The sequence below is a fragment of the Rathayibacter sp. AY2B7 genome (genome assembly GCF_002931635.1).
Classification (GTDB): Bacteria; Actinomycetota; Actinomycetes; order Actinomycetales; family Microbacteriaceae; genus Rathayibacter.
Window position 1 is genome coordinate 1 of sequence record NZ_PSUC01000083.1, and the last position, 16821, is coordinate 16821.

A 16821-nucleotide genomic window follows, 5' to 3' on the forward strand; every position below is an offset into this window, starting at 1 on the left:
GCCGCGCGGGCGACGTCGTAGATGCTCGGTGCCCGCGACGCGGGCTTGTCTTCCGGCATCGGGCACCGCGGCTCTCTGTGATCGGCGCCTCCGACGCAGGACCGGGGCGCCCTCACGGGCGGCTCGCCCGTCCGCGGGCGCGTGTGAGCACACTTTACGTCCCTCGGCGCGGGGGCCTGCACACCGACGGAACCTCGACGGCTCGGACGGGTGCCGCTCCCGGATCGGCCGGACGTTCCGGCACCGCTGGTGCGGGCGCGCCGGAACGACGCGATCCGCGCCCCCGCCCCGCGGTCGTCGCAGCGGGTGGTCGCCGCGGTCGGGTCAGCCGTCGAAGACCTCGGCCGAGGCGAAGGCCGCATCGGAGCGGAGCACGGCGACGAGGTCCGCGGGACAGTCCTCGAAGGCCGTCCTCTCCGGACCGGCAGGCGTGTGCGCTCGGACGTCGACGACGGATCCCTGGGGCGCGACGGCGTCGGGCGATCACAGGCGCCGCCCTGCGGTCCGGGGTACTTTCCTCCGTGTGAACGACAGCGACGAGAAGTCCGGGAGAGGCTGGCGCATCGATCTCGGCGAGCCGCCGGAGAGCGTGTCCGGCGATGTCGTCGACGCTCTCGATCGGGTGTCCGCGGAATTCGCGGCATTCGGGAGCGGGACTTCCGGCGAGGGCGGAGAAAAGGCCGCGGCACTCCGCGGAGCCGCGCGACTCGGGGCCGGAGAGCACCGGCTCGCCGTCGCCTCGGGACTGACGCGGGAAGGCGTCCGCGCCTTTCTCGCGGGGGAATGACAAGCCGTCGGAGAGGCGGTTCCCTTGTGCCTCGACGAGCCGGCGCCGAAAGAAGAGAAAGGCGTCGAGAAGGCGCGGCATCCAGAGAGATCGGAGACGGCGAATGGACGACGAGGAGTGGGCTCGGAACCTTCTCGCGATGAAGCGCCGAGCACCGACGGATCAGGACGGCGCGACCGCGGAACGCCGTGACGCGATGCTGACGGCCGTCCTGCGGGAGCTGGGCGCGGTCGATCCGTACGGACTCGAGCCGGGTCGCGAGGACGGCGCTCCCCGCGACGAGTACGCGTCTGAGGCGGCCCCGATCGCGAGCACCCTCCTGCGCCGAGGACGGATCACCGGCGAGGAGCTCGACACCGTCTGGCGATTCTGGTTCGGCGAGCCGCTGAGCGCCCTGCTCGGCGACGGCTTCGCCCCGCTCCTGGCGCGGCTCGATCGGCTCGCTCCTCCCTCGGCGGAGGAGTGACGGGCGTCGGGTCCCGGCGGCGGAACCACCGCGATCCCGGCGTCCCGGCCAGCTCCGCCCAGCTCCGCCTAGCTCCGCTCGCGGAAGAAGCGAATGAGCTCGCGCAGGGCCGGGAGCGTCGCGCTCTCGGCCTCGGCGTCGTCGAGGTCGTCGAAGGAGGTGCGCAGCCCGGCGGCCTCGGCGTCGGCGGCGGACTCGAACGCCATCGACCACTCCGGGAACAGCCGCTCCCGGATCGGCTCCTCGAGGAGGGTGCGCAGCTGCGCGTGGCGCTCGTCGGCGGCGATGACGGCCATCCGCTCGCGCAGGACCTCGTCCGGCCCCTCGAGCACCTGGAGGAACCGGCCGTCGCGGTGCAGGAGCATGCCGGTCAGGCCGAGGCGCTCGTTGTTCGCGCGGCACTGGGCGAGCAGCGCGGGGAGGTCGGCGTCCGTGAAGCCGGCGGAGGTGCGGCTGGAGTAGACGAGGGAGAGCATGGCGTCCGTTCCTGGTGGGGGAGGCGGGCGCCTCCGCTCCCAGTGGACCACCGACAGCGCCTCCCGCACGGCCACTTCCGCCGGCGGCGGCGGGCTGCTAGAGCTAGCCGACCGTGATCGGAGCGGCGGACGGACGGGTCCCCTGCCGCATCCAGACGAAGAAGCCGACCAGGGTGAACGCGCCGTAGAAGACGTACATCAGCCCCGACGCGTAGTACCCGGCCGAGAACAGCAGCGGCACGCCGACCAGGTCGACGGCCACCCAGATGAGCCAGAACTCGGTCCAGCCCTTCGCCATGCCGTAGGTGGCGAGGACGGAGCCGACGAAGATCCACGCGTCGCTCCAGACCGGCTCGTAGGAACCGAGCGCGCGGAACACGGGGGTCAGCACCGCGGTGCCGCCGACCATCCCGAGCACCAGCAGGCAGCGGGTGCGCCACGACGCCCACCGCGGCTCGATCAGGGTGGCGGAGTCGTCGGGGCGGTGGGTCCACCGGTACCAGCCGTAGACGCTGACCAGGATGAACATCACCTGCCGCCCGGCCTGGCCGAGCAGGTTGACGGGGTTCGGAGTGCCGAACAGGGCGCCCATGAAGACCGTGAACAGCAGCACGTTGCCGACGAGGCCGACGGGCCAGGCCCAGACCTTCCGCCGCATCCCGCCGAGGGCGCTGAGGAGCCCGAAGACGTTGCCGATGACCTCCCGCCAGAGGACGGTCTGCTCGCCGATGACGATCTGCGCGTCGAACAGCCAGTGCACGAGGTCCACGAGGCCTTCTTCCTGAGTCGGGATGCCGGGTGGTGCAACCCTGCCCCATCCCGGGCCATTCCCGTCGCGGGCTGATGAGGGCGCCGCGCTCGAACCACGCTGGATCCCGCTCCGGGGCGGGGAGCGCGACCGGCGCCCCGTTGTGCCGTCGCGACCGTAGGCTGGCGGGATGACGTCCCGGGTGCGACTCCTGCTGGCCTCGTCGCACCCCGGGCCGACCGTGACGGTCACCGTGCTGGCGACCGTGATCGCGGCGGCGTCCGGGCATCCGCTCGGGCAGGTCGTGCTGGTGGCGCTCGCCGTGCTGCTCGGGCAGCTCTCGATCGGGCTCGCGAACGACTGGATCGACGCCGACCGCGACCGCGCGGTGGGGCGCACCGACAAGCCGGTCGCGCAGGGGCTGATCGGCGTGGGCGCCGTCCGCGCCGCCGCACTGGGGACGGCCGCGGCCGCCGTGGTGCTCTCGCTGCTGCTCGGACCGGTCGCCGCGGTCGCGCACCTGGTGCTGGTCGCCGCGGGCTGGGCCTACGACGCGGGGCTCAAGCGCACGGTCTGGTCGGTCGCTCCGTTCGTGGTCGCCTTCGGGCTGCTGCCGGTGGTGGCGGTGGCGGCGGGCGACGGCCGGCTCCCCGCCTGGTGGGCGATCGCGACCGGCGCCGTGTTCGGCGTCGCGATCCACTGCACGAACGTGCTCCCCGACCTGGTCGACGACGAGGCCACCGGGGTCCGCGGCTTCCCGCACCGCCTCGGCCTGCGGCTCTCCGGAGTCGTCGCCTTCGGGTCGCTGGTGGTCGCCGCGCTGCTCGTGCTCGTCGGACAGCTCGTCGGCGACCAGCCGGTGCGCGGGACGGGCGTGGTGCTCGCGGTGATCGGGACCCTCGTGGTGGTCGTGCTCGCCGCGGCGGGCATCCGCCTGGTGCTGACCGGCCCGCCCACGCGCACCCTGTTCCGGCTGGTGATCGCGGCCTCGCTCGTGCTGGTGGTCGAGCTCGGGCTGGCGGGCGCGCGGCTGGTCGGCTGACCGGCCGCCGGCGGTCTCAGGACCAGCGCATCGCGTAGACGCGGGCGAGCAGGTCCGAGGTCGGCAGGGCGAGGGCGGTGCGGAGGAACGCCTCGCGGCCGCGGTGCGCGAGCGTGCCGAGCGGGCGTCCGAGCGCCATGTTCGCCTCCGCCTGCCGCGCCGCGCGCCGGGCCGCGGTGGTGCGCCGCCGGGCGAAGCCGGGCCAGGGGCCGGCCTCGCCGCGGCGCACGGCACCGGCCAGGAGCGGGGCGAGCTCGGCGGCGTCGAGCCAGCCGAGGTTCATGCCCTGCCCGCCGATCGGACTGATCTCGTGTGCGGCGTCGCCGATGAGCACGACGCGGCCGACGCCCATCCGCTCGGCCTCGCGGCGCCGCACCTGGAAGCCGCTGAGCATCGAGCAGGTCTCCGGGTCGGCGTCGGCGCCCGTCCGGTCGCGGACAGCGGCGGCCAGGGCGCGCGCGGCCTCCTGGTCGGGGGCCTCCTCGGGCCGCCAGGCGGGGGCGCCGAGGGAGCGGTCGGGGCCGCTCAGGGCGACGTACCGGCGCCGGCCGCCCGGCAGCGGGAAGGACTCCACCACTCCGGCCGGGCCGACGTCGACCAGCGCGGTGCCGGTGAGACCGCCGGGCTCGGGGTCGGCGAAGTCCCCCATCACGTAGCGGTCCGGGTAGTCGCGGCCGGTGGTGCGGATCCCGAGCAGGTCGCGGACGGTGCTCCGGGCGCCGTCGGCTCCCACGACGAAGGCGGCGCGGACGGAGACCGGCTCGCCGCCCGGCCCGGTGCCGGTCGCCTCGACGGTGGAGCCGCGACGGAGCAGGCCGGTCAGCGCGACCCCGGGGCGCAGCGCGTCCGGGGACGCCGCCTCGAGGCGCTCGCGGAGGATCGCCTCCGTGCGGTGCTGGTCGAGGGTGACGACGTAGGGGTGCGTCGCGGAGGCGCGCGCGAACGAGAGCGTGCCGAGGGTGCGGCCCCGGCTGCGCGCGACGCCCTCGCGGACCCGGGTGGCCTCGGCCAGCACGGGAGCATCGGCGCCGACCGCGGCGAACGCGTCGAGCGACGGTGGATGGATGCCGATCGCCCGCGAGCCGCGCGGCACCGAGGAGCGCCGCTCCCACACCTGCACGTCCGTGCCCGCCCGTGCCAGGAGCGCGCCGAGCAGGAGTCCGACCGGACCGCCGCCGACCACGAGCACGTCCGTCTCCGCTGTCACGGGTCGAGCCTAGGGAGCGGCGGCGCGGCGGGCGAGGGGGTGCGCTCGACCGCCGCGCGTGCTCAGGGTGCGAGCGGAGGTGTCAGAGCGCGTCGACGGCGGCGAGGATCTCCTCGGTCTCCGTGCGCGTCGTGTAGTCGACGTGCACGTCCGCCGTGCGGACGATCCGGTCGGCGTCGACGACCAGGACGGTCGGGTACGGGACGGCCGGGGTGTCGTCGGCGTTGCTGTCCTTCACGGCGAAGCCGAGCGCGGTGTGCGCCTCCTGCGCGTCGCCGCTGGGGGCGGTGACGATGCCGAGAGCGCTCGCGAGCGTGTTGCCGGGGTCGGAGACGACGGTGAAGCCCAGATCGCCGTTCGCGACCGCCGCGCGCGACCCGTCGGGGGTCTGCGGGCTGATCGCGACGAGGGCGACTCCGCGCGACGCGAGCTCGGGGGCGAGGGTCTCGTTGTAGTGCTTGAGCGTGATGTTGCAGTACGGGCACCAGGCTCCGCGGTAGAAGACGAGGACGGCCGGGCCCGCGCCGAGGACGTCCGCGAGGTCGACGGTGTCGCCGTCGACGGTCACGACGGAGGCGGAGGGGAGCGCGTCGCCGGCGGTGACGGCTCCGCTCGGGGCGCCGGCGGCGACGAGGTCGTCGCGCTCGCCGGAGAAGACGGCGGCGAGCTCGGGGCCGACCGTGTCGTCGAAGCCGACGGTGAACTCGTCGAGCTGGGTGCGGACGGAGGTGCTGGTCATCGGAAGTCCTTCGGTCGTGACGGTCGTGGTCCCCCGTCCGGGAGCCTAGGCATGCGGGGGACCGGGCGCCGGGCGCCCGTCACGCGGCGTCACACGACGGCCGACGCGTGTCGGCCGGCGCGCGTGGGGACCGGCTCCGTCACTCCGTCACTCCGTCATTCCGGGGCGACGACCAGCTCGCCGCCGGCGGAGCGCGAGACGCACGGCATGATCCAGCGGTCCTGCTCCTCGGGGGTCAGCACCAGGTCGCGGTGCTCCGCCGTCCCGCCGACGAGGCGCAGGCGGCAGGTGCCGCAGGTGCCCGACTCGCAGGAGGAGTCGACGTCGATCCCGGAGGAGCGGAGCGCGGTGAGGAGCGAGCGGTCGGCCGGGACCTCCACGACGGCTCCGGTCGGCTCCCAGACGGCGGCGAAGGGGACGGCCCGGTCGCCGACGGCGTCGACGCCCGCGAAGTCCTCGACGTGGATCCGGCTCGGCCGCCAGTGCATCGTGACGGCGAGGACCTCGTCGATCAGCGCGGACGGACCGCAGCAGTAGATCCGGGCGTCGTCATCGGGCTCGGCGACGAGCGGCCAGAGGTCGAGCCGGCCGTGGATCGCGCTGTGGTGCACGAGGGAGCCGTCGGCGGAGAACTCGTCGAGCCACGCGGTGTCCTCAGGGGTGCGGCTGAGGTAGACGACCTGCACGGCCGAGCCCTGCGCCCGGAGCTCGGCGGCCATCGCGCGGATCGGGGTGACCCCGATCCCGCCGGCGATCAGGAGGTAGCGGGCGGCGGGCCGGAGGGCGAAGGTGTTCGCGGGCGGCGCGGAGGAGAGGACGTCGCCGACGCGGACGTCGTCGTGGAGGCTCCGCGATCCGCCCCGGCCCCCGGGCTCCCGGCGCACCGCGATCGCGTAATGCGACGGCTCCGCGGATCCCGGCTCGACGAGGCTGTAGCTGCGCCGCTCGCCGGAGGGGGTCGTGAGCGTGAGGTGCGCGCCGGCCGAGTAGCCGGGCAGCGGGGCGCCGTCCTCGCGCCGCAGCACGAAGCGGGTGACGGCCGGGGTGAGCGCCTCGCGCTCGGCCACCACGAGCCGCAGCTCAGCCACGGAGCACCAGCTCGTCGCCCACGCCGAGCGTGCCGCCGTCGAGGACCTCCGCGTAGACGCCGAGGAGCTCGTGGCCGTAGGTCTCGTGCAGCAGCCGGGGGACCGGCAGGTCGCGCCGACCGGTGCCCGGCTCGACCTCGGTCGCAGCGCACCGCTCGGTGGCCTTCGTGATCCGCAGCCGCAGCCCGCCCGCGCTCAGCTCGCGGCCGAGCAGCTCGAGCTCGCTCCACGCGGGCAGCCCCTCGAGGTGGATGTTCCCGCGGAACCGCAGCGGATCGACGCTCCGGCCGGTGCGCTCGGCGAGGTCGCGGACGCTGGCCAGGTTGATCAGCGAGACGTACTCCATCTCGACGTCGGAGTTGTGGGCGGTGTCGGTGTAGCGGCGCCCCGCGTCCTGGGCGATCACGGGCTCGACGCCGGGCGGCAGGTCGAGCACTCGGGCGGCGAAGGAGCGCAGTGCGGCCCGTCCGTCCTCCGCGCCCAGGTCGGCGGAGAGGACCCGGTGGCCGCGGACGTCGACGGTGAGCACTCCGCTGTCGGGGTCGAGGTGCGTGGTCAGGCCGGCGAGGCGGGCCTCGGCGACGAGGACGAAGTACTCGCGCTTGGAGATGCCGTGCCGCATGCCGGGCCGGTAGGCGCCGCCGGGGCGGGCGAGGGCGATCGTGCGGTCGAAGGGGACGCCGCGGCCGGCGGTGAGCTCGACGCGGGGGAGCGGCTGCGGGGTCAGGCCCTTCACCGGGTAGACGAAGAGGCCGTCCACGCGTGTCGTCATGCCCCCATCCTGGCGCATCGCGGGGGAGTCGGCAGGGCCGTCGCGGCGCAGGGGAGCGCGAGGAACGGACGCGGCGCCGTGCGGATCCTGCGAGGCCGCGGGGCGGATGCGCTCCGGCGGGCCTCGTCAGTACTGGAGCGAGAGGCCGACCAGGGGCGGGACGACGAGCGCTCCCAGCTCGACGATCGCGACGCTGGCGCCGACGCCGAGCGTGACGGCCGAGAGCAGCCGGGCGCGGTCCTTCCGCGCGACGCCGATGACGCCGACGATCGCGGTCGCCGTCGCGAGCACGAGCATCGTGACCCCGAGGGCGGCGAAGAGCGCCCCGATCTGCGCGGTGTCGAAGCCGCCCTGGAACGCGAGGACCGGGACGGCCGTGGTGAGCGCGGTCCGCCCGATCTGCGCGAGGACGAGGACGATCGCGAGGACGAGGCCGACGATGCCGACGACGTCGCGGGGCCGGGACGGAGGAGCGGGGACGGAGGCGGTCACGCCGTCGAGCCTAGGGGCCGCCGCCGCCGCGGGGAGAGCGGGCGGCGGGGTTCCGGCGGGGACGGACGGAGCGGGCTCAGGCCGCATGGCGGCCCCGGACGAGCGTGCCCTCCGCGATCCGCAGCACCCGGTCGGCCGACGCCTGCACCGAGAGGTCGTGGGTGGCGATGAGCGCGGTCGCCGATTCGGTCTGCACGACGGTGCGCAGCAGATCCATGACGGCCGCTCCGGTCGCGGCGTCGAGCTGGCCGGTCGGCTCGTCGGCGATCAGCAGGCGCGGAGAGCCGGCGAGGGCGCGCGCGAGAGCCACGCGCTGCTGCTGCCCGCCCGAGAGCTCGCCCGGGCGGGAGCGCCCGCGTCCGGCCAGGCCGACCAGATCGAGGAGGTGGGCGACGCGGTCCTCCCGCGCCCCCGGCTCCTCGCGGCGCAGGCGGAGGGGGAGGCCGACGTTCTCGGCGATCGTGAGGTGCGGCAGGAGTCCGAAGGTCTGGAACACGAAGGCGATCGAGTCGCGCCGCAGTCGGGTGCGCGCCGCCTCGTCGAGGCCGGTGACCGGCTCGCCGTCGAGCAGCACGCTGCCGGCGGTGGGGACGTCGAGGCCGCTGACGCAGTTCAGGAGCGTCGTCTTGCCGGAGCCGGACCGGCCGGAGAGGGCGACGATCTCGCCGCGGGGGACGCGGAAGGACACGTCGTGCAGGGCGGTCACGTCCCCCGCCGGGGTGCGGAAGCGGCGGGTGAGGCCGTCGACGACGAGCACGTCGGTCATCGGGCACCCCCGGCCGGTGCGGTGCCGCCGGGATCGGGAGCGGGCTCCTCGCGTCCGCCCGCCGCGCGCTGCGGCCACACCCCGACGTGATCGCTCTCGAGCGTCAGCCGCACCCGGTGGTTCAGCTCGAGCGCACGCCGGTACTCGGCGGGCAGCTGCAGGCGGCCGACGCGGTCGAGGACGGCGAACTCCTCCTCCGACAGGGTGGCGGCTCCGCTGCCGTCGAGCTCCTCCCTCCGGAGGGTCTCGGAGGAGATGCGGCCGTCGCGGATGGCGACCGTCCGCCGGACCTGCCCCGCCACCGCGGCGTCGTGGGTGACGATCACGATCGTGCAGCCCAGCGCCTCGTTGACCGCCCGCAGGGCCGCGAACACCTCGTCGCCGGTGCGGCCGTCGAGCTGTCCGGTCGGCTCGTCGGCGAGCAGCACCCGCGGCGCTCCGGCGAGCGCGACCGCGATCGAGACCCGCTGCTGCTCCCCGCCCGAGAGCTGGGCGGGTCGACGGTCCGCGTGCTCGCCCAGGCCGAGCATGCCGAGCAGCTCGTGCGCCCGGGCCGCCCGCTCCCGCCGTCCGCGGCCGGCGAGCGCGAGCGGCAGGGCGACGTTCTCGGCGGCGGTGAGGGCGGGCAGCAGGTTGTGGGACGACTGCTGGCGCACGAATCCGACCGTCGAGCGCCGGTACCGCACGAGCTCGGCTCCGCGCAGCGCGGTCAGGTCGTGGCCGGCGAGGCGGGCGCGGCCGGCGGTCGGGGCGTCCAGTCCGGACAGGATCCCGAGCAGGGTCGACTTGCCCGATCCGGAGGCGCCGACGATCGCGAGCACGTCCCCCTCGTCGACGAGCAGGTCCAGTCCCTGCAGGGCCTGGACCTCGACTCCGCCGGCGCGGAAGACGCGGACGAGGCTGTCGCAGGCGATGAGCGACTCCGCTCCGAAGTCGCCGGTCGTGGTCTGCGCGAGAGCGCTGGTGAGAGTCATGCTTCCTCCCCGGAACGCAGGATGTCGGCCGTGCGGACACGGCGGGAGAGCGGCACGTCGACCGCGAGGGCCAGCGCGAGGGCGGCGGCCGCTGCGGCGAGCACACCGAGCGGGAGCAGGAGGGGGACGGAGACCGCGGCAGGTCCGCCGACGAGGGTGTCCACTCCGAAGGCCGGCCAGGCGGCGGCGAGGACGACGGCAGCGGCCAGCGTCCCGCCGACCACGCCGCACAGCACCAGGGGCACGAGCTCGCCGGCGGCGAGCGGCAGTCCCGCGCGGTCGGGGAGGCCGAGGGCGCGGAGGAGCGCGAGGGTGCCCCCGCGCCGGCGCGCACCGAGCACGGTGGTCGCCAGGACGGCCAGCACCGCGAGAGCGCCGGTGGCGAGGAGCGACTGCACGGTCGCGTCGCGGACCCCGGACACCAGAGCGCCGTCGCGGCTCTCCGCGAGGACGGACGAGCGCAGGACCGCGCCGTCGGCCCGCGCGACCGGCCCGACGGCGAGCACCGTGCCGGCTGCGGGCTCGGCGCCGAGCGCCTCCGCCAGCAGAGCGCGGTCGACGACGGCGACGGGGCGGCCCACCCACTCCGCTCGGGGGATCGGCGGGCCTGCGACCCTCGCGTCGATCCGCACGCCGTCGATGTCGAGCACGAAGGTCCCGTCCCCGACGGTGCTCGCCAGGCGGCGATCGACCAGCACCGGGAGGGGACCGCCGGCAACCGGCTCGCTGCTCGGCGGGACCGCGGGCGGGTCGGAGCTCGGCAGTGCCTCGGGCGGCAGGACAGCGAGCAGTCGTGCGTAGTCGGAGTCGACGCCGAGGACCGTCGCCGTGACCTGGCTCGTCGGTCCCTCGGCCTGGACCCCGTCGATCCTCGAGAGCGCGGCGGCGGTGTCGCCCGCGGCGGCGAGCTCGACGGCCAGAGCGGGCCCGTCGGCTGCGGCATCGATCCGCAGATCAGCGCCGACCGCCCGCCACGAGGCCGACTCCTGCCCCGACGCGACCGTCTGCAGCAGCACCGTCGAGGCCACGGCGGCGCTCGCCGCGAGGACGACCGCGACCAGCGCCAGCCGCGAGGTCCCCTCCTGAGCGCTCGATCCGGCCAGCAGAGCCGCCGGCCCGCGGCTGCGGCGAGCGAGCCGGACGAGCGGCGCGGCAGCGAGCGCGGAGACGGGCGAGAGCGCGAGAGCGACCACCGCCGCCGTGAGCACCGGGGCGACGAGGGCCAGCGGATCGACGCCGGACGCGCCGGACCCGCCGCGGAGCGCCAGGACCGCCGTCAGTGCGGCGACGGACAGCACGCCGACCGCCGCGAGCCGCACAGCGCGCCGCCGCGGGGCGGGCAGGGGCCGCTGCAGAGGCCGGAGCGTCGCGACCACGGGCGAGACGACGAGGACCGTCGCGGCGGCGATCAGGAGGACGGGGGAGTGCGGTGGCACGATCAGCGCGGCGAGAGCGCAGCCGAGGGCGGTCACGAGCAGCGACTCGGCGGCGGCGTGCGCACCGATCAGGCCGAGGGTCGCGCCGTGAGAGCGGAGCAGCCCGATCTCGGCCCGTCGCCGCGCCGCCAGGGCCGTGCTCGCGAGCACCGCGACCAGCACCGCGACGCCCAGGAGCCCCGCGGCCAGGGTCGAGAGCTGCGCCGTCGCGGCGGACACGGCCGTGGGGAAAGCGTCGAGCGCCTCCTCGTAGCCCGACAGCGCGGTGACCGACAGGGGTGCACCCTCGGTGATGTCCGCGGTCGAGGTCTCGAGGGCGTCGATCGCGAGGCCGGCGCTCCGCTCGCGCTCGAGGTCGAAGCGGGCCGGGTCCAGACCCACCCGCACGGTGCCGAGCGCGGCCTCGGGCAGGAGCGGGCCCACTCGGTCGAGGGTGTCGGCTCCGGTGAGCACGGTGACCGCGGGCCGGGCGGCCCCTCCCCGTGAGGACGAGGAGGCGGGCTGCCAGAGTCCGGGCAGATCGGTCCAGGCCGCGCCGACCGGATCGGCGGCCTCGACGACGCCCGCGACGCGGAGGACCGGGCCCTGAGCGACGGTCAGCAGGTCGCCGACCTCGAGGCCGGTCGCGGCGGCGGTGGCGGAGGAGACGGCCACGTCCGCCGGGCCCTCGCCCGCGTCGTCCGCCGGCAGCGCCCCGGAGACGACGCGGAGCGCGTCCGACTCCGCCGGATCGAGGACGCCGAGCCGGACCTGCACTCCGCCGAGCGGGGCCATGGCGGACAGCTCGGGCCCGAGGATCCCGACGTGGATCCCCGATGCCACGGCGGTCAGGGCTGCGGGCAGCCGCTCGGGGACCTCGGCCGCGTAGTCGAGGAGGCGGCGGGCGGTGGTGGTGGCGTAGCCCGCGGGGTCGGCGACGGAGGAGCGCAGCAGCAGGTCGGCGTCCGTCCCGGCCGCGTCCACGGCCTCCGCGGCGGCGCGGTCGAGGGTGGTGTCGATCTGCACGGGCACGGCGAGTGCGAGCGCGGCCGTGACGGCGGTGAGGACGAGCACGCCGAGCAGGGCGAGCAGGTCGCGGCGCGCGCGGCGCAGGACGAGGAAGGCCGCGGCCACGACTCCGCTCATCCGTCCGCCCCCGCCCGGAGGAGGTCGGGCAGCGGGAGCCGCCGCTGCGCGAGCGCGAGGGCGAGGGAGACGGCCCCGAGCGCGAGGAGCAGGCCGATGGGCACGAGGGCGAGCGCCTGCCACGGGATGATCAGGGTGACCGCGTCTGCGCGTCCGGCGCCCGCGATCCGCGTTCCCACCAAGGCGAGGACCGCGCAGCCGGCGAGCAGGCCCGTGACCGCTCCTGCGAGAGCCGAGGCGATCTCGTCGGCCGTGAGCACGGCGAGCACGCCGCGGCGCGAGAGGCCGACCGCCCGCAGCTGGGCGGCCTCGAGCCTCCTCGCCCGGCCCACGGCGGCGGCTCGTGCGCCGAAGCCCGCGAGCGCGAGCAGGAGGCTCGCCCAGACGACGACCGCGGCGGTCGCAGGGATCTCGGCGCGCAGAGGGGCCGCGAGCATGCGCTCGGCGAGGGACCCGGGGGACACGGCGTCCGCGGGGACCCGATCGTCGGCCTCGCTCCAGTACTCGTCGGCGAAGGCGCCCGAGGCGCGGGCCTCGAGCAGCCGGTGGGCGAGGGCCCTGGCGTCGACGACGATCGTCGACTCCGCGCGCGAGGTGGAGGGGAGGCCGGCGGCGAGCGCGTCGAGGTCGTCGCCGGTCGCCGCTCCGGGCACTCCGGCGGTCTCGCCCGCGACCCGCAGCACGACGGGCGTTCCTGCGACGAAGGCGGTGAGGTCTGCGCCGGGGATCACGTCGAGGTCGTCCGCGAGGGCGGCCGGGAGGACGGCGCCGATCGGAGCGCCGGCGTTCCAGCCCACGGCCCCGTAGGTCAGCGGGGGCGGGAAGAGCTGGGCGCCGACCGTGATCCGCAGAGCGTCCGCTCCCACCTCGACCTCGGGCGGCAGCGAGACGTCGCCCTGCACGGAGCCCGCCCAGGTCGCGGCGTCCGTGAGCGCGACGGGAGCGGCGCTGCCGTCGGCTCCCTGCGCGGACCACTCGTCGAGAACGACGTCGACGCCGACGGCGCCCTCCGTCTCGGCGCCGCTGAGGGTCGCGGTCACGCCGACCAGCCTCAGATCGCCGGAGGAGTCGAGGGCGCTCGAGGTCACTGCCGCAGGCTCGGCGGGGGCGGTCAGCGCGCCCAGCGGCACCGGAGTCAGCGCTCCCCGCGCGTCGGCGAGGATCGCGGTGAGCGCGACCTGGAGCCCGTCCGGACCCGTCACGACGGCCCGGGCCTGCAGGGCGGCGGTTCCGCGGGGGAGGAGCGGACCGGTCTCGTCGAGGTCGCTCGCCGGCAGCGCCTCCTCCAGAGCACTGCCCGAGGTGCGGACCTGCTCGTCGGGGCTGTGCGCGAGCAGGCCGCGGGCGGTGGCGTCGAGCGCGAGCAGCTGAGCCGCGGAGCCGGGCGCCTCCGCTTCGACGCCCTCCTGCAGCTTCTTCGCCACCAGGCTCTGGCGGCGGAGCACCGGAGACGCCGTCGTCGACTCGTCCAGGCGGGCGGGGGCCCCCACGGCGACGGCCGCCTCCTCGCGGACCGCCTCCTGCCAGGTCGCGCTGGTGCCGAGCGCGATTACCGAGGCGCCGACCGTGAGTGCCACCAGCACGACGCCCGAGGAGCGGCCGGAGCCGCGGGCCGCGAACCAGCCGGCCAGGGGAGCGACCGCGCCGCGGGAGCGGACGGCGAGGGCCGCGACCGGCCGGGCGCACGCATCCGCCAGCCGCGCCCCGACGATCGCGAGCCCGCTCAGCAGGACGGCGGGGGTGAGCGCGAGGAGGAGGTCGCCGCTGCCGACAGGGCCGGCCGCTCGCCAGACCAGCAGCGCGGCGACGACGACGACGACCGCCTGGCCCGCCGCCGCGAGGGGCGGCCGGACTGCGTCCCGGCCGGCGGGCCGCAGCAGGAGCAGGCCCACGACGGCCGCCACCGCGACGGCGCAGAGCACGACCGGGGCGTCCGGCAGCACCCAGCGCGGCAGCCCGGCGGCGTCGAGCGGGGGCGCGGAGGCGACCAGGGCGTGCAGCAGCACGCCGCCCCACGGGCTCGCCGCTGCGATCGCCACCGCCACCGCGAGAGCGTCGACCGCGACGGTGACCAGGCGCTGGAGCCCGGTCGCTCCCCGCTCGCGCAGCCGCTCCAGCTCCTCCGCCCGCGACTCGGCGAGGAGGCGCGTGACGGCCGAGGCCGAGGCCGCCAGCACGACCACGAGCAGCAGGGCGACGACGAGCGCCGCCGCGCGGGTGGTCGCGAGCCCGGCCGCGACGTCGTAGAGCGCGGTCGGAAGCCCGGTGTCCACGAAGAGCGTGCCACCCGGCGGCGCGGCCGCCAGCGCGATCGCGGTCTCGGCGTCTCCGGCGGCCGAGCGCAGAGCGGTCAGTCCGTCGGCCCCCGTCTGCGCGAAGGAGGGCCGCTCGACGGCGAGCAGCTGCGCCGGGGCGATCCCCGACGCGTCGACTCCGCCCGGAGCGGCGAGCAGCGGACCCACGGCGTGGACCGGCGAGTAGAAGGAGCGGTCCGGCTCGGGGAACCCCTCGGCGTCGCCCTGCGCGAGCAGTGGGTCGTTCTCCCAGAAGGTGCCCGCTCCGGCCCGGTACACCGCGTCGATCCGGAACCCGGATCCGCCGAGCACCAGAGTGCCGCCGACGGTCAGGCCGAGCGAGCGCGCGGCGCTCTCGGGCAGCGCGACGCCGGGGGCGGCGGTGGGCCAGGAGCCCGCGACCAGCTCGGCCTCGGCGCCGGGGTCGTCGAGCTCGGCGAGGAAGGAGTAGACGCCGTCCGGCGTGGTCGCCCAGTCGGAGGTGGCCCAGCCGGTGCTCGTGAAGGAGACGCCGGGTCCGTAGCCGGCGCGGGTGGCGGCGTCGACGTCCGCCCGCGACCCGGCCACGGGGCTGGAGGGCTCGAGGACGCGGACCGTCACGTCGACGCGGTCGGGCGGGAGAGCGCTGAGCGCTCCGCTCACTCCGCTCTGCTCGGCCGAGCGCACCAGGAGGAAGGCGCCGCAGAGCACGGAGCCCGCGACCACGGCGACGGCCAGCACCAGAGCGAGCAGGCCCGACGAGGTGCGCCAGCGGCGCAGGGCGAGCGCGCCTGCCCAGAGGGGCAGCGATCCGGACGCGGAGACGACCGTGCACCTCCATCGGTGAGCGTGATCAGGCGGCGGCACCGCGAGGCGAGTCTAGGACGCGCTCCGACTCCTGCGCGACGGATGTCGAGCACGATCGGACGTCGTCGGGACGTCGTGCCCTGTTCGCCCGCCGCCCCTTGCCCGCGCGCGACTCTGCGCGCACGCTGGAGCCATGACCGCGTGGAGCCCTCTCGAGATCGTCGGAGCCGTGGTGATCGCCTTCGCGCTGATCGGGCTCGCCGTCGCGGCCGTGGCGGTCGGAGCGGGCGACGAGATCGCGTTCGTCGGCGTGCTCGTGGCGTTCGCCGTCGCGGTCACCGGGTTCGGCCTCCACATCGCCGGCCGGCAGGCGCGCTACCGCCGCGACAACCGCTGACCGGGAGGCGCTCCCGCCGCCGCGACCGCCGGCAGGTCAGTGCCCGAGCTCCACCAGCAGCACGCCGGCGATGATCAGGCCGATCCCGCCGAGCATCGTCCAGGTCAGCGGGTCCTGGAACAGCCAGCGCCCGAGCACCGCGGTCAGCGCGACTCCGACCGCCGCCCAGATCCCGTAGGCGACCCCGATCGGCATGCCCTGGGCGAGCGCCCCGGCCAGCAGCGAGAACGCGACGACGTAGCCGACTCCGACCACGACGTACCAGCGCTTCCGGCCGTCCGTCGCGGGCTTGAGGCTCATCGTCGCGGCGACCTCGGTGAGGATCGCGCCCGAGAGCAGCAGCCAGGCCATCAGTGCGCCGCCCGGCGCGCGGCCTGCGCTCGCTGCGAGCCGATCTCGACCATCAGCACGCCTGCGATGATCAGCACCAGCCCGACCGTCATCACGCCCGTCAGAGGCTGCCCGAAGAGCACGGCCGCGAGGACCGCCGTCAGCGCGACGCCGCACGCGCCCCACACGCCGTAGGCGACTCCGATCGGCATGCCGGCCCTGAGCACCCGGCTGAGGAGGACGAACGCCGCCAGGTAGCCCGCCACCACGAGCGCGTACCAGCCCGGCGACTCGATCGCGGCCTGGAGGGCGAGCGACGCCGTCACCTCGGTGAGGATCGCGCCGGTGAGGAGCACCCAGCTCATCGCGTGCCGTCGGATCGGGTCATCCGGCCAGCGTAGGGCGGGCGCGGAGGCGCGCGCCCGCGGAACGAGAGCGCAGTGCCCGGAGACGGGGTGGGAACGATCGTTCTCCGGGCAGTGGCGCGCTCACCGCGCGAAGTGCTCGCGCACCTCCGCCTGCCAGCGCTCGCGGTCCTCCTCCGTGATGAACGCCGCGTCGAAGGAGTTGAGCGCCAGCTGCTCGAGCTGCGCGTCGTCCATCCCCAGCTCCTCGACCAGGGCGCGGTAGTTCTCATCCACGTAGCCGCCGAAGTAGGGCGGGTCATCACTCGAGACCGTCACGACGAGTCCCTCGCGGAGCATCGCGGGCAGCGGGTGGTCGGCCATCGTGTCCACCGCGCGCAGGGCGACGTTCGACAGCGGGCACACCGTCACCGGGATGCGGCGCTCGCGGAGCATCGCGACGACCTCCGGGTCCTCCATCGCGCGGATCCCGTGGTCGATCCGCTCGACCTTCAGCAGCTCGACGGTGGCCGCGACCGTCTCCGGCCCGCC

Annotated in this window: 18 protein-coding genes; 4 read left to right on the forward strand and 14 right to left on the reverse strand. The window is 75.9% G+C overall.

The features are described from left to right. Window positions 1–523: 523 nt before the first annotated feature. Entirely contained in the window at window positions 524–787 is a 264-nt protein-coding gene (locus C5C27_RS12810; protein ID WP_146079685.1) for a hypothetical protein, read from the forward strand. Window positions 788–926: 139 nt separating this feature from the next. Further along, the gene (locus tag C5C27_RS12815) at window positions 927–1253 is read left to right on the forward strand and encodes a hypothetical protein (protein ID WP_146079686.1); all 327 of its coding nucleotides are present in this window, start codon (window positions 927–929) and stop codon (window positions 1251–1253) included. A 68-nt stretch (window positions 1254–1321) separates the two neighbouring features. Here the strand turns inward: C5C27_RS12815 and C5C27_RS12820 are convergent, their stop codons facing one another. Both C5C27_RS12820 and pnuC read right to left on the reverse strand, forming a co-directional pair. Then, the gene (locus C5C27_RS12820) at window positions 1322–1729 is read right to left on the reverse strand and encodes a BLUF domain-containing protein (protein ID WP_104238234.1); all 408 of its coding nucleotides are present in this window, start codon (window positions 1727–1729) and stop codon (window positions 1322–1324) included. A gap of 103 nt (window positions 1730–1832) precedes the next feature. Further along, on the reverse strand, window positions 1833–2498 hold the full coding sequence (pnuC, locus tag C5C27_RS12825; protein WP_104238233.1) for a nicotinamide riboside transporter PnuC: 666 nt from the start codon (window positions 2496–2498) through the stop codon (window positions 1833–1835). A 169-nt stretch (window positions 2499–2667) separates the two neighbouring features. On the opposite strand from pnuC, the gene C5C27_RS12830 reads away from it, so the two are divergent. Beyond that, on the forward strand, window positions 2668–3519 hold the full coding sequence (locus tag C5C27_RS12830; RefSeq protein WP_104314580.1) for a UbiA family prenyltransferase: 852 nt from the start codon (window positions 2668–2670) through the stop codon (window positions 3517–3519). Window positions 3520–3535: 16 nt separating this feature from the next. Here the strand turns inward: C5C27_RS12830 and C5C27_RS12835 are convergent, their stop codons facing one another. The 9 genes from C5C27_RS12835 to C5C27_RS12875 all read right to left on the reverse strand — a co-directional run bounded on the left by C5C27_RS12835 (window position 3536) and on the right by C5C27_RS12875 (window position 15258). Continuing rightward, window positions 3536–4726, reverse strand: coding sequence for an NAD(P)/FAD-dependent oxidoreductase (locus C5C27_RS12835; protein ID WP_104314581.1), 1191 nt, complete (start codon window positions 4724–4726; stop codon window positions 3536–3538). Between the two features lie 82 nt (window positions 4727–4808). Next, on the reverse strand, window positions 4809–5465 hold the full coding sequence (locus C5C27_RS12840) for a peroxiredoxin-like family protein (RefSeq protein WP_104314582.1): 657 nt from the start codon (window positions 5463–5465) through the stop codon (window positions 4809–4811). A gap of 155 nt (window positions 5466–5620) precedes the next feature. Further along, the gene (locus C5C27_RS12845) at window positions 5621–6553 is read right to left on the reverse strand and encodes a PDR/VanB family oxidoreductase (protein WP_104314583.1); all 933 of its coding nucleotides are present in this window, start codon (window positions 6551–6553) and stop codon (window positions 5621–5623) included. Next, a complete protein-coding gene (locus C5C27_RS12850; RefSeq protein ID WP_181133536.1) occupies window positions 6546–7325 on the reverse strand; it encodes an MOSC domain-containing protein in 780 nt (259 codons plus the stop codon). Before C5C27_RS12850 ends, C5C27_RS12845 begins: the two co-directional genes overlap by 8 nt. 126 nt (window positions 7326–7451) lie before the next feature. Further along, on the reverse strand, window positions 7452–7817 hold the full coding sequence (locus C5C27_RS12855) for a hypothetical protein (protein ID WP_104314584.1): 366 nt from the start codon (window positions 7815–7817) through the stop codon (window positions 7452–7454). A gap of 76 nt (window positions 7818–7893) precedes the next feature. Then, complete coding sequence (locus C5C27_RS12860) at window positions 7894–8583, reverse strand: ABC transporter ATP-binding protein (protein ID WP_104239442.1); 690 nt, start codon at window positions 8581–8583, stop codon at window positions 7894–7896. Further along, window positions 8580–9557: an ABC transporter ATP-binding protein gene (locus C5C27_RS12865; protein ID WP_104314585.1), complete on the reverse strand. Its 978-nt coding sequence runs from the start codon at window positions 9555–9557 to the stop codon at window positions 8580–8582. The genes C5C27_RS12860 and C5C27_RS12865 overlap by 4 nt, the downstream gene beginning before the upstream one ends. Further along, window positions 9554–12118: an ABC transporter permease gene (locus C5C27_RS18110; RefSeq protein WP_104314586.1), complete on the reverse strand. Its 2565-nt coding sequence runs from the start codon at window positions 12116–12118 to the stop codon at window positions 9554–9556. The genes C5C27_RS12865 and C5C27_RS18110 overlap by 4 nt, the downstream gene beginning before the upstream one ends. After that, the gene (locus C5C27_RS12875; RefSeq protein ID WP_104314587.1) at window positions 12115–15258 is read right to left on the reverse strand and encodes an ABC transporter permease; all 3144 of its coding nucleotides are present in this window, start codon (window positions 15256–15258) and stop codon (window positions 12115–12117) included. The genes C5C27_RS18110 and C5C27_RS12875 overlap by 4 nt, the downstream gene beginning before the upstream one ends. Window positions 15259–15391: 133 nt before the next feature. Here C5C27_RS12875 and C5C27_RS12880 point away from each other — a divergent pair, with 133 nt between their 5' ends. Then, window positions 15392–15595 (forward strand): hypothetical protein, encoded by a 204-nt coding sequence (locus C5C27_RS12880; RefSeq protein WP_104314588.1) that lies wholly within the window; start codon window positions 15392–15394, stop codon window positions 15593–15595. 36 nt (window positions 15596–15631) lie between these two features. On the opposite strand, the gene C5C27_RS12885 is transcribed toward C5C27_RS12880, so the two are convergent. From C5C27_RS12885 to C5C27_RS12895, 3 genes are all read right to left on the reverse strand, one after another. Further along, entirely contained in the window at window positions 15632–15946 is a 315-nt protein-coding gene (locus C5C27_RS12885) for a multidrug efflux SMR transporter (protein WP_104239710.1), read from the reverse strand. Beyond that, complete coding sequence (locus C5C27_RS12890; protein ID WP_104314589.1) at window positions 15946–16290, reverse strand: multidrug efflux SMR transporter; 345 nt, start codon at window positions 16288–16290, stop codon at window positions 15946–15948. The genes C5C27_RS12885 and C5C27_RS12890 overlap by 1 nt, the downstream gene beginning before the upstream one ends. Before the next feature lie 123 nt (window positions 16291–16413). After that, window positions 16414–16821 (reverse strand): adenosine deaminase (locus C5C27_RS12895; RefSeq protein ID WP_374955281.1); only part of this gene is annotated, 408 nt, incomplete at its 5' end.

What these genes read in the sequence shown, in the direction of transcription:
- C5C27_RS12815 (WP_146079686.1), top strand. Translation starts at nt 927, where the DNA reads ATGAAGCGCCGAGCACCGACGGATCAGGACGGCGCGACCGCGGAACGC.
- C5C27_RS12820 (WP_104238234.1), bottom strand. Translation starts at nt 1,729, where the DNA reads ATGCTCTCCCTCGTCTACTCCAGCCGCACCTCCGCCGGCTTCACGGAC.
- C5C27_RS12830 (WP_104314580.1), top strand. Translation starts at nt 2,668, where the DNA reads ATGACGTCCCGGGTGCGACTCCTGCTGGCCTCGTCGCACCCCGGGCCG.
- C5C27_RS12840 (WP_104314582.1), bottom strand. Translation starts at nt 5,465, where the DNA reads ATGACCAGCACCTCCGTCCGCACCCAGCTCGACGAGTTCACCGTCGGC.
- C5C27_RS12850 (WP_181133536.1), bottom strand. Translation starts at nt 7,325, where the DNA reads ATGACGACACGCGTGGACGGCCTCTTCGTCTACCCGGTGAAGGGCCTG.
- C5C27_RS12860 (WP_104239442.1), bottom strand. Translation starts at nt 8,583, where the DNA reads ATGACCGACGTGCTCGTCGTCGACGGCCTCACCCGCCGCTTCCGCACC.
- C5C27_RS12865 (WP_104314585.1), bottom strand. Translation starts at nt 9,557, where the DNA reads ATGACTCTCACCAGCGCTCTCGCGCAGACCACGACCGGCGACTTCGGA.
- C5C27_RS18110 (WP_104314586.1), bottom strand. Translation starts at nt 12,118, where the DNA reads ATGAGCGGAGTCGTGGCCGCGGCCTTCCTCGTCCTGCGCCGCGCGCGC.
- C5C27_RS12880 (WP_104314588.1), top strand. Translation starts at nt 15,392, where the DNA reads ATGACCGCGTGGAGCCCTCTCGAGATCGTCGGAGCCGTGGTGATCGCC.
- C5C27_RS12885 (WP_104239710.1), bottom strand. Translation starts at nt 15,946, where the DNA reads ATGGCCTGGCTGCTGCTCTCGGGCGCGATCCTCACCGAGGTCGCCGCG.
- C5C27_RS12890 (WP_104314589.1), bottom strand. Translation starts at nt 16,290, where the DNA reads ATGAGCTGGGTGCTCCTCACCGGCGCGATCCTCACCGAGGTGACGGCG.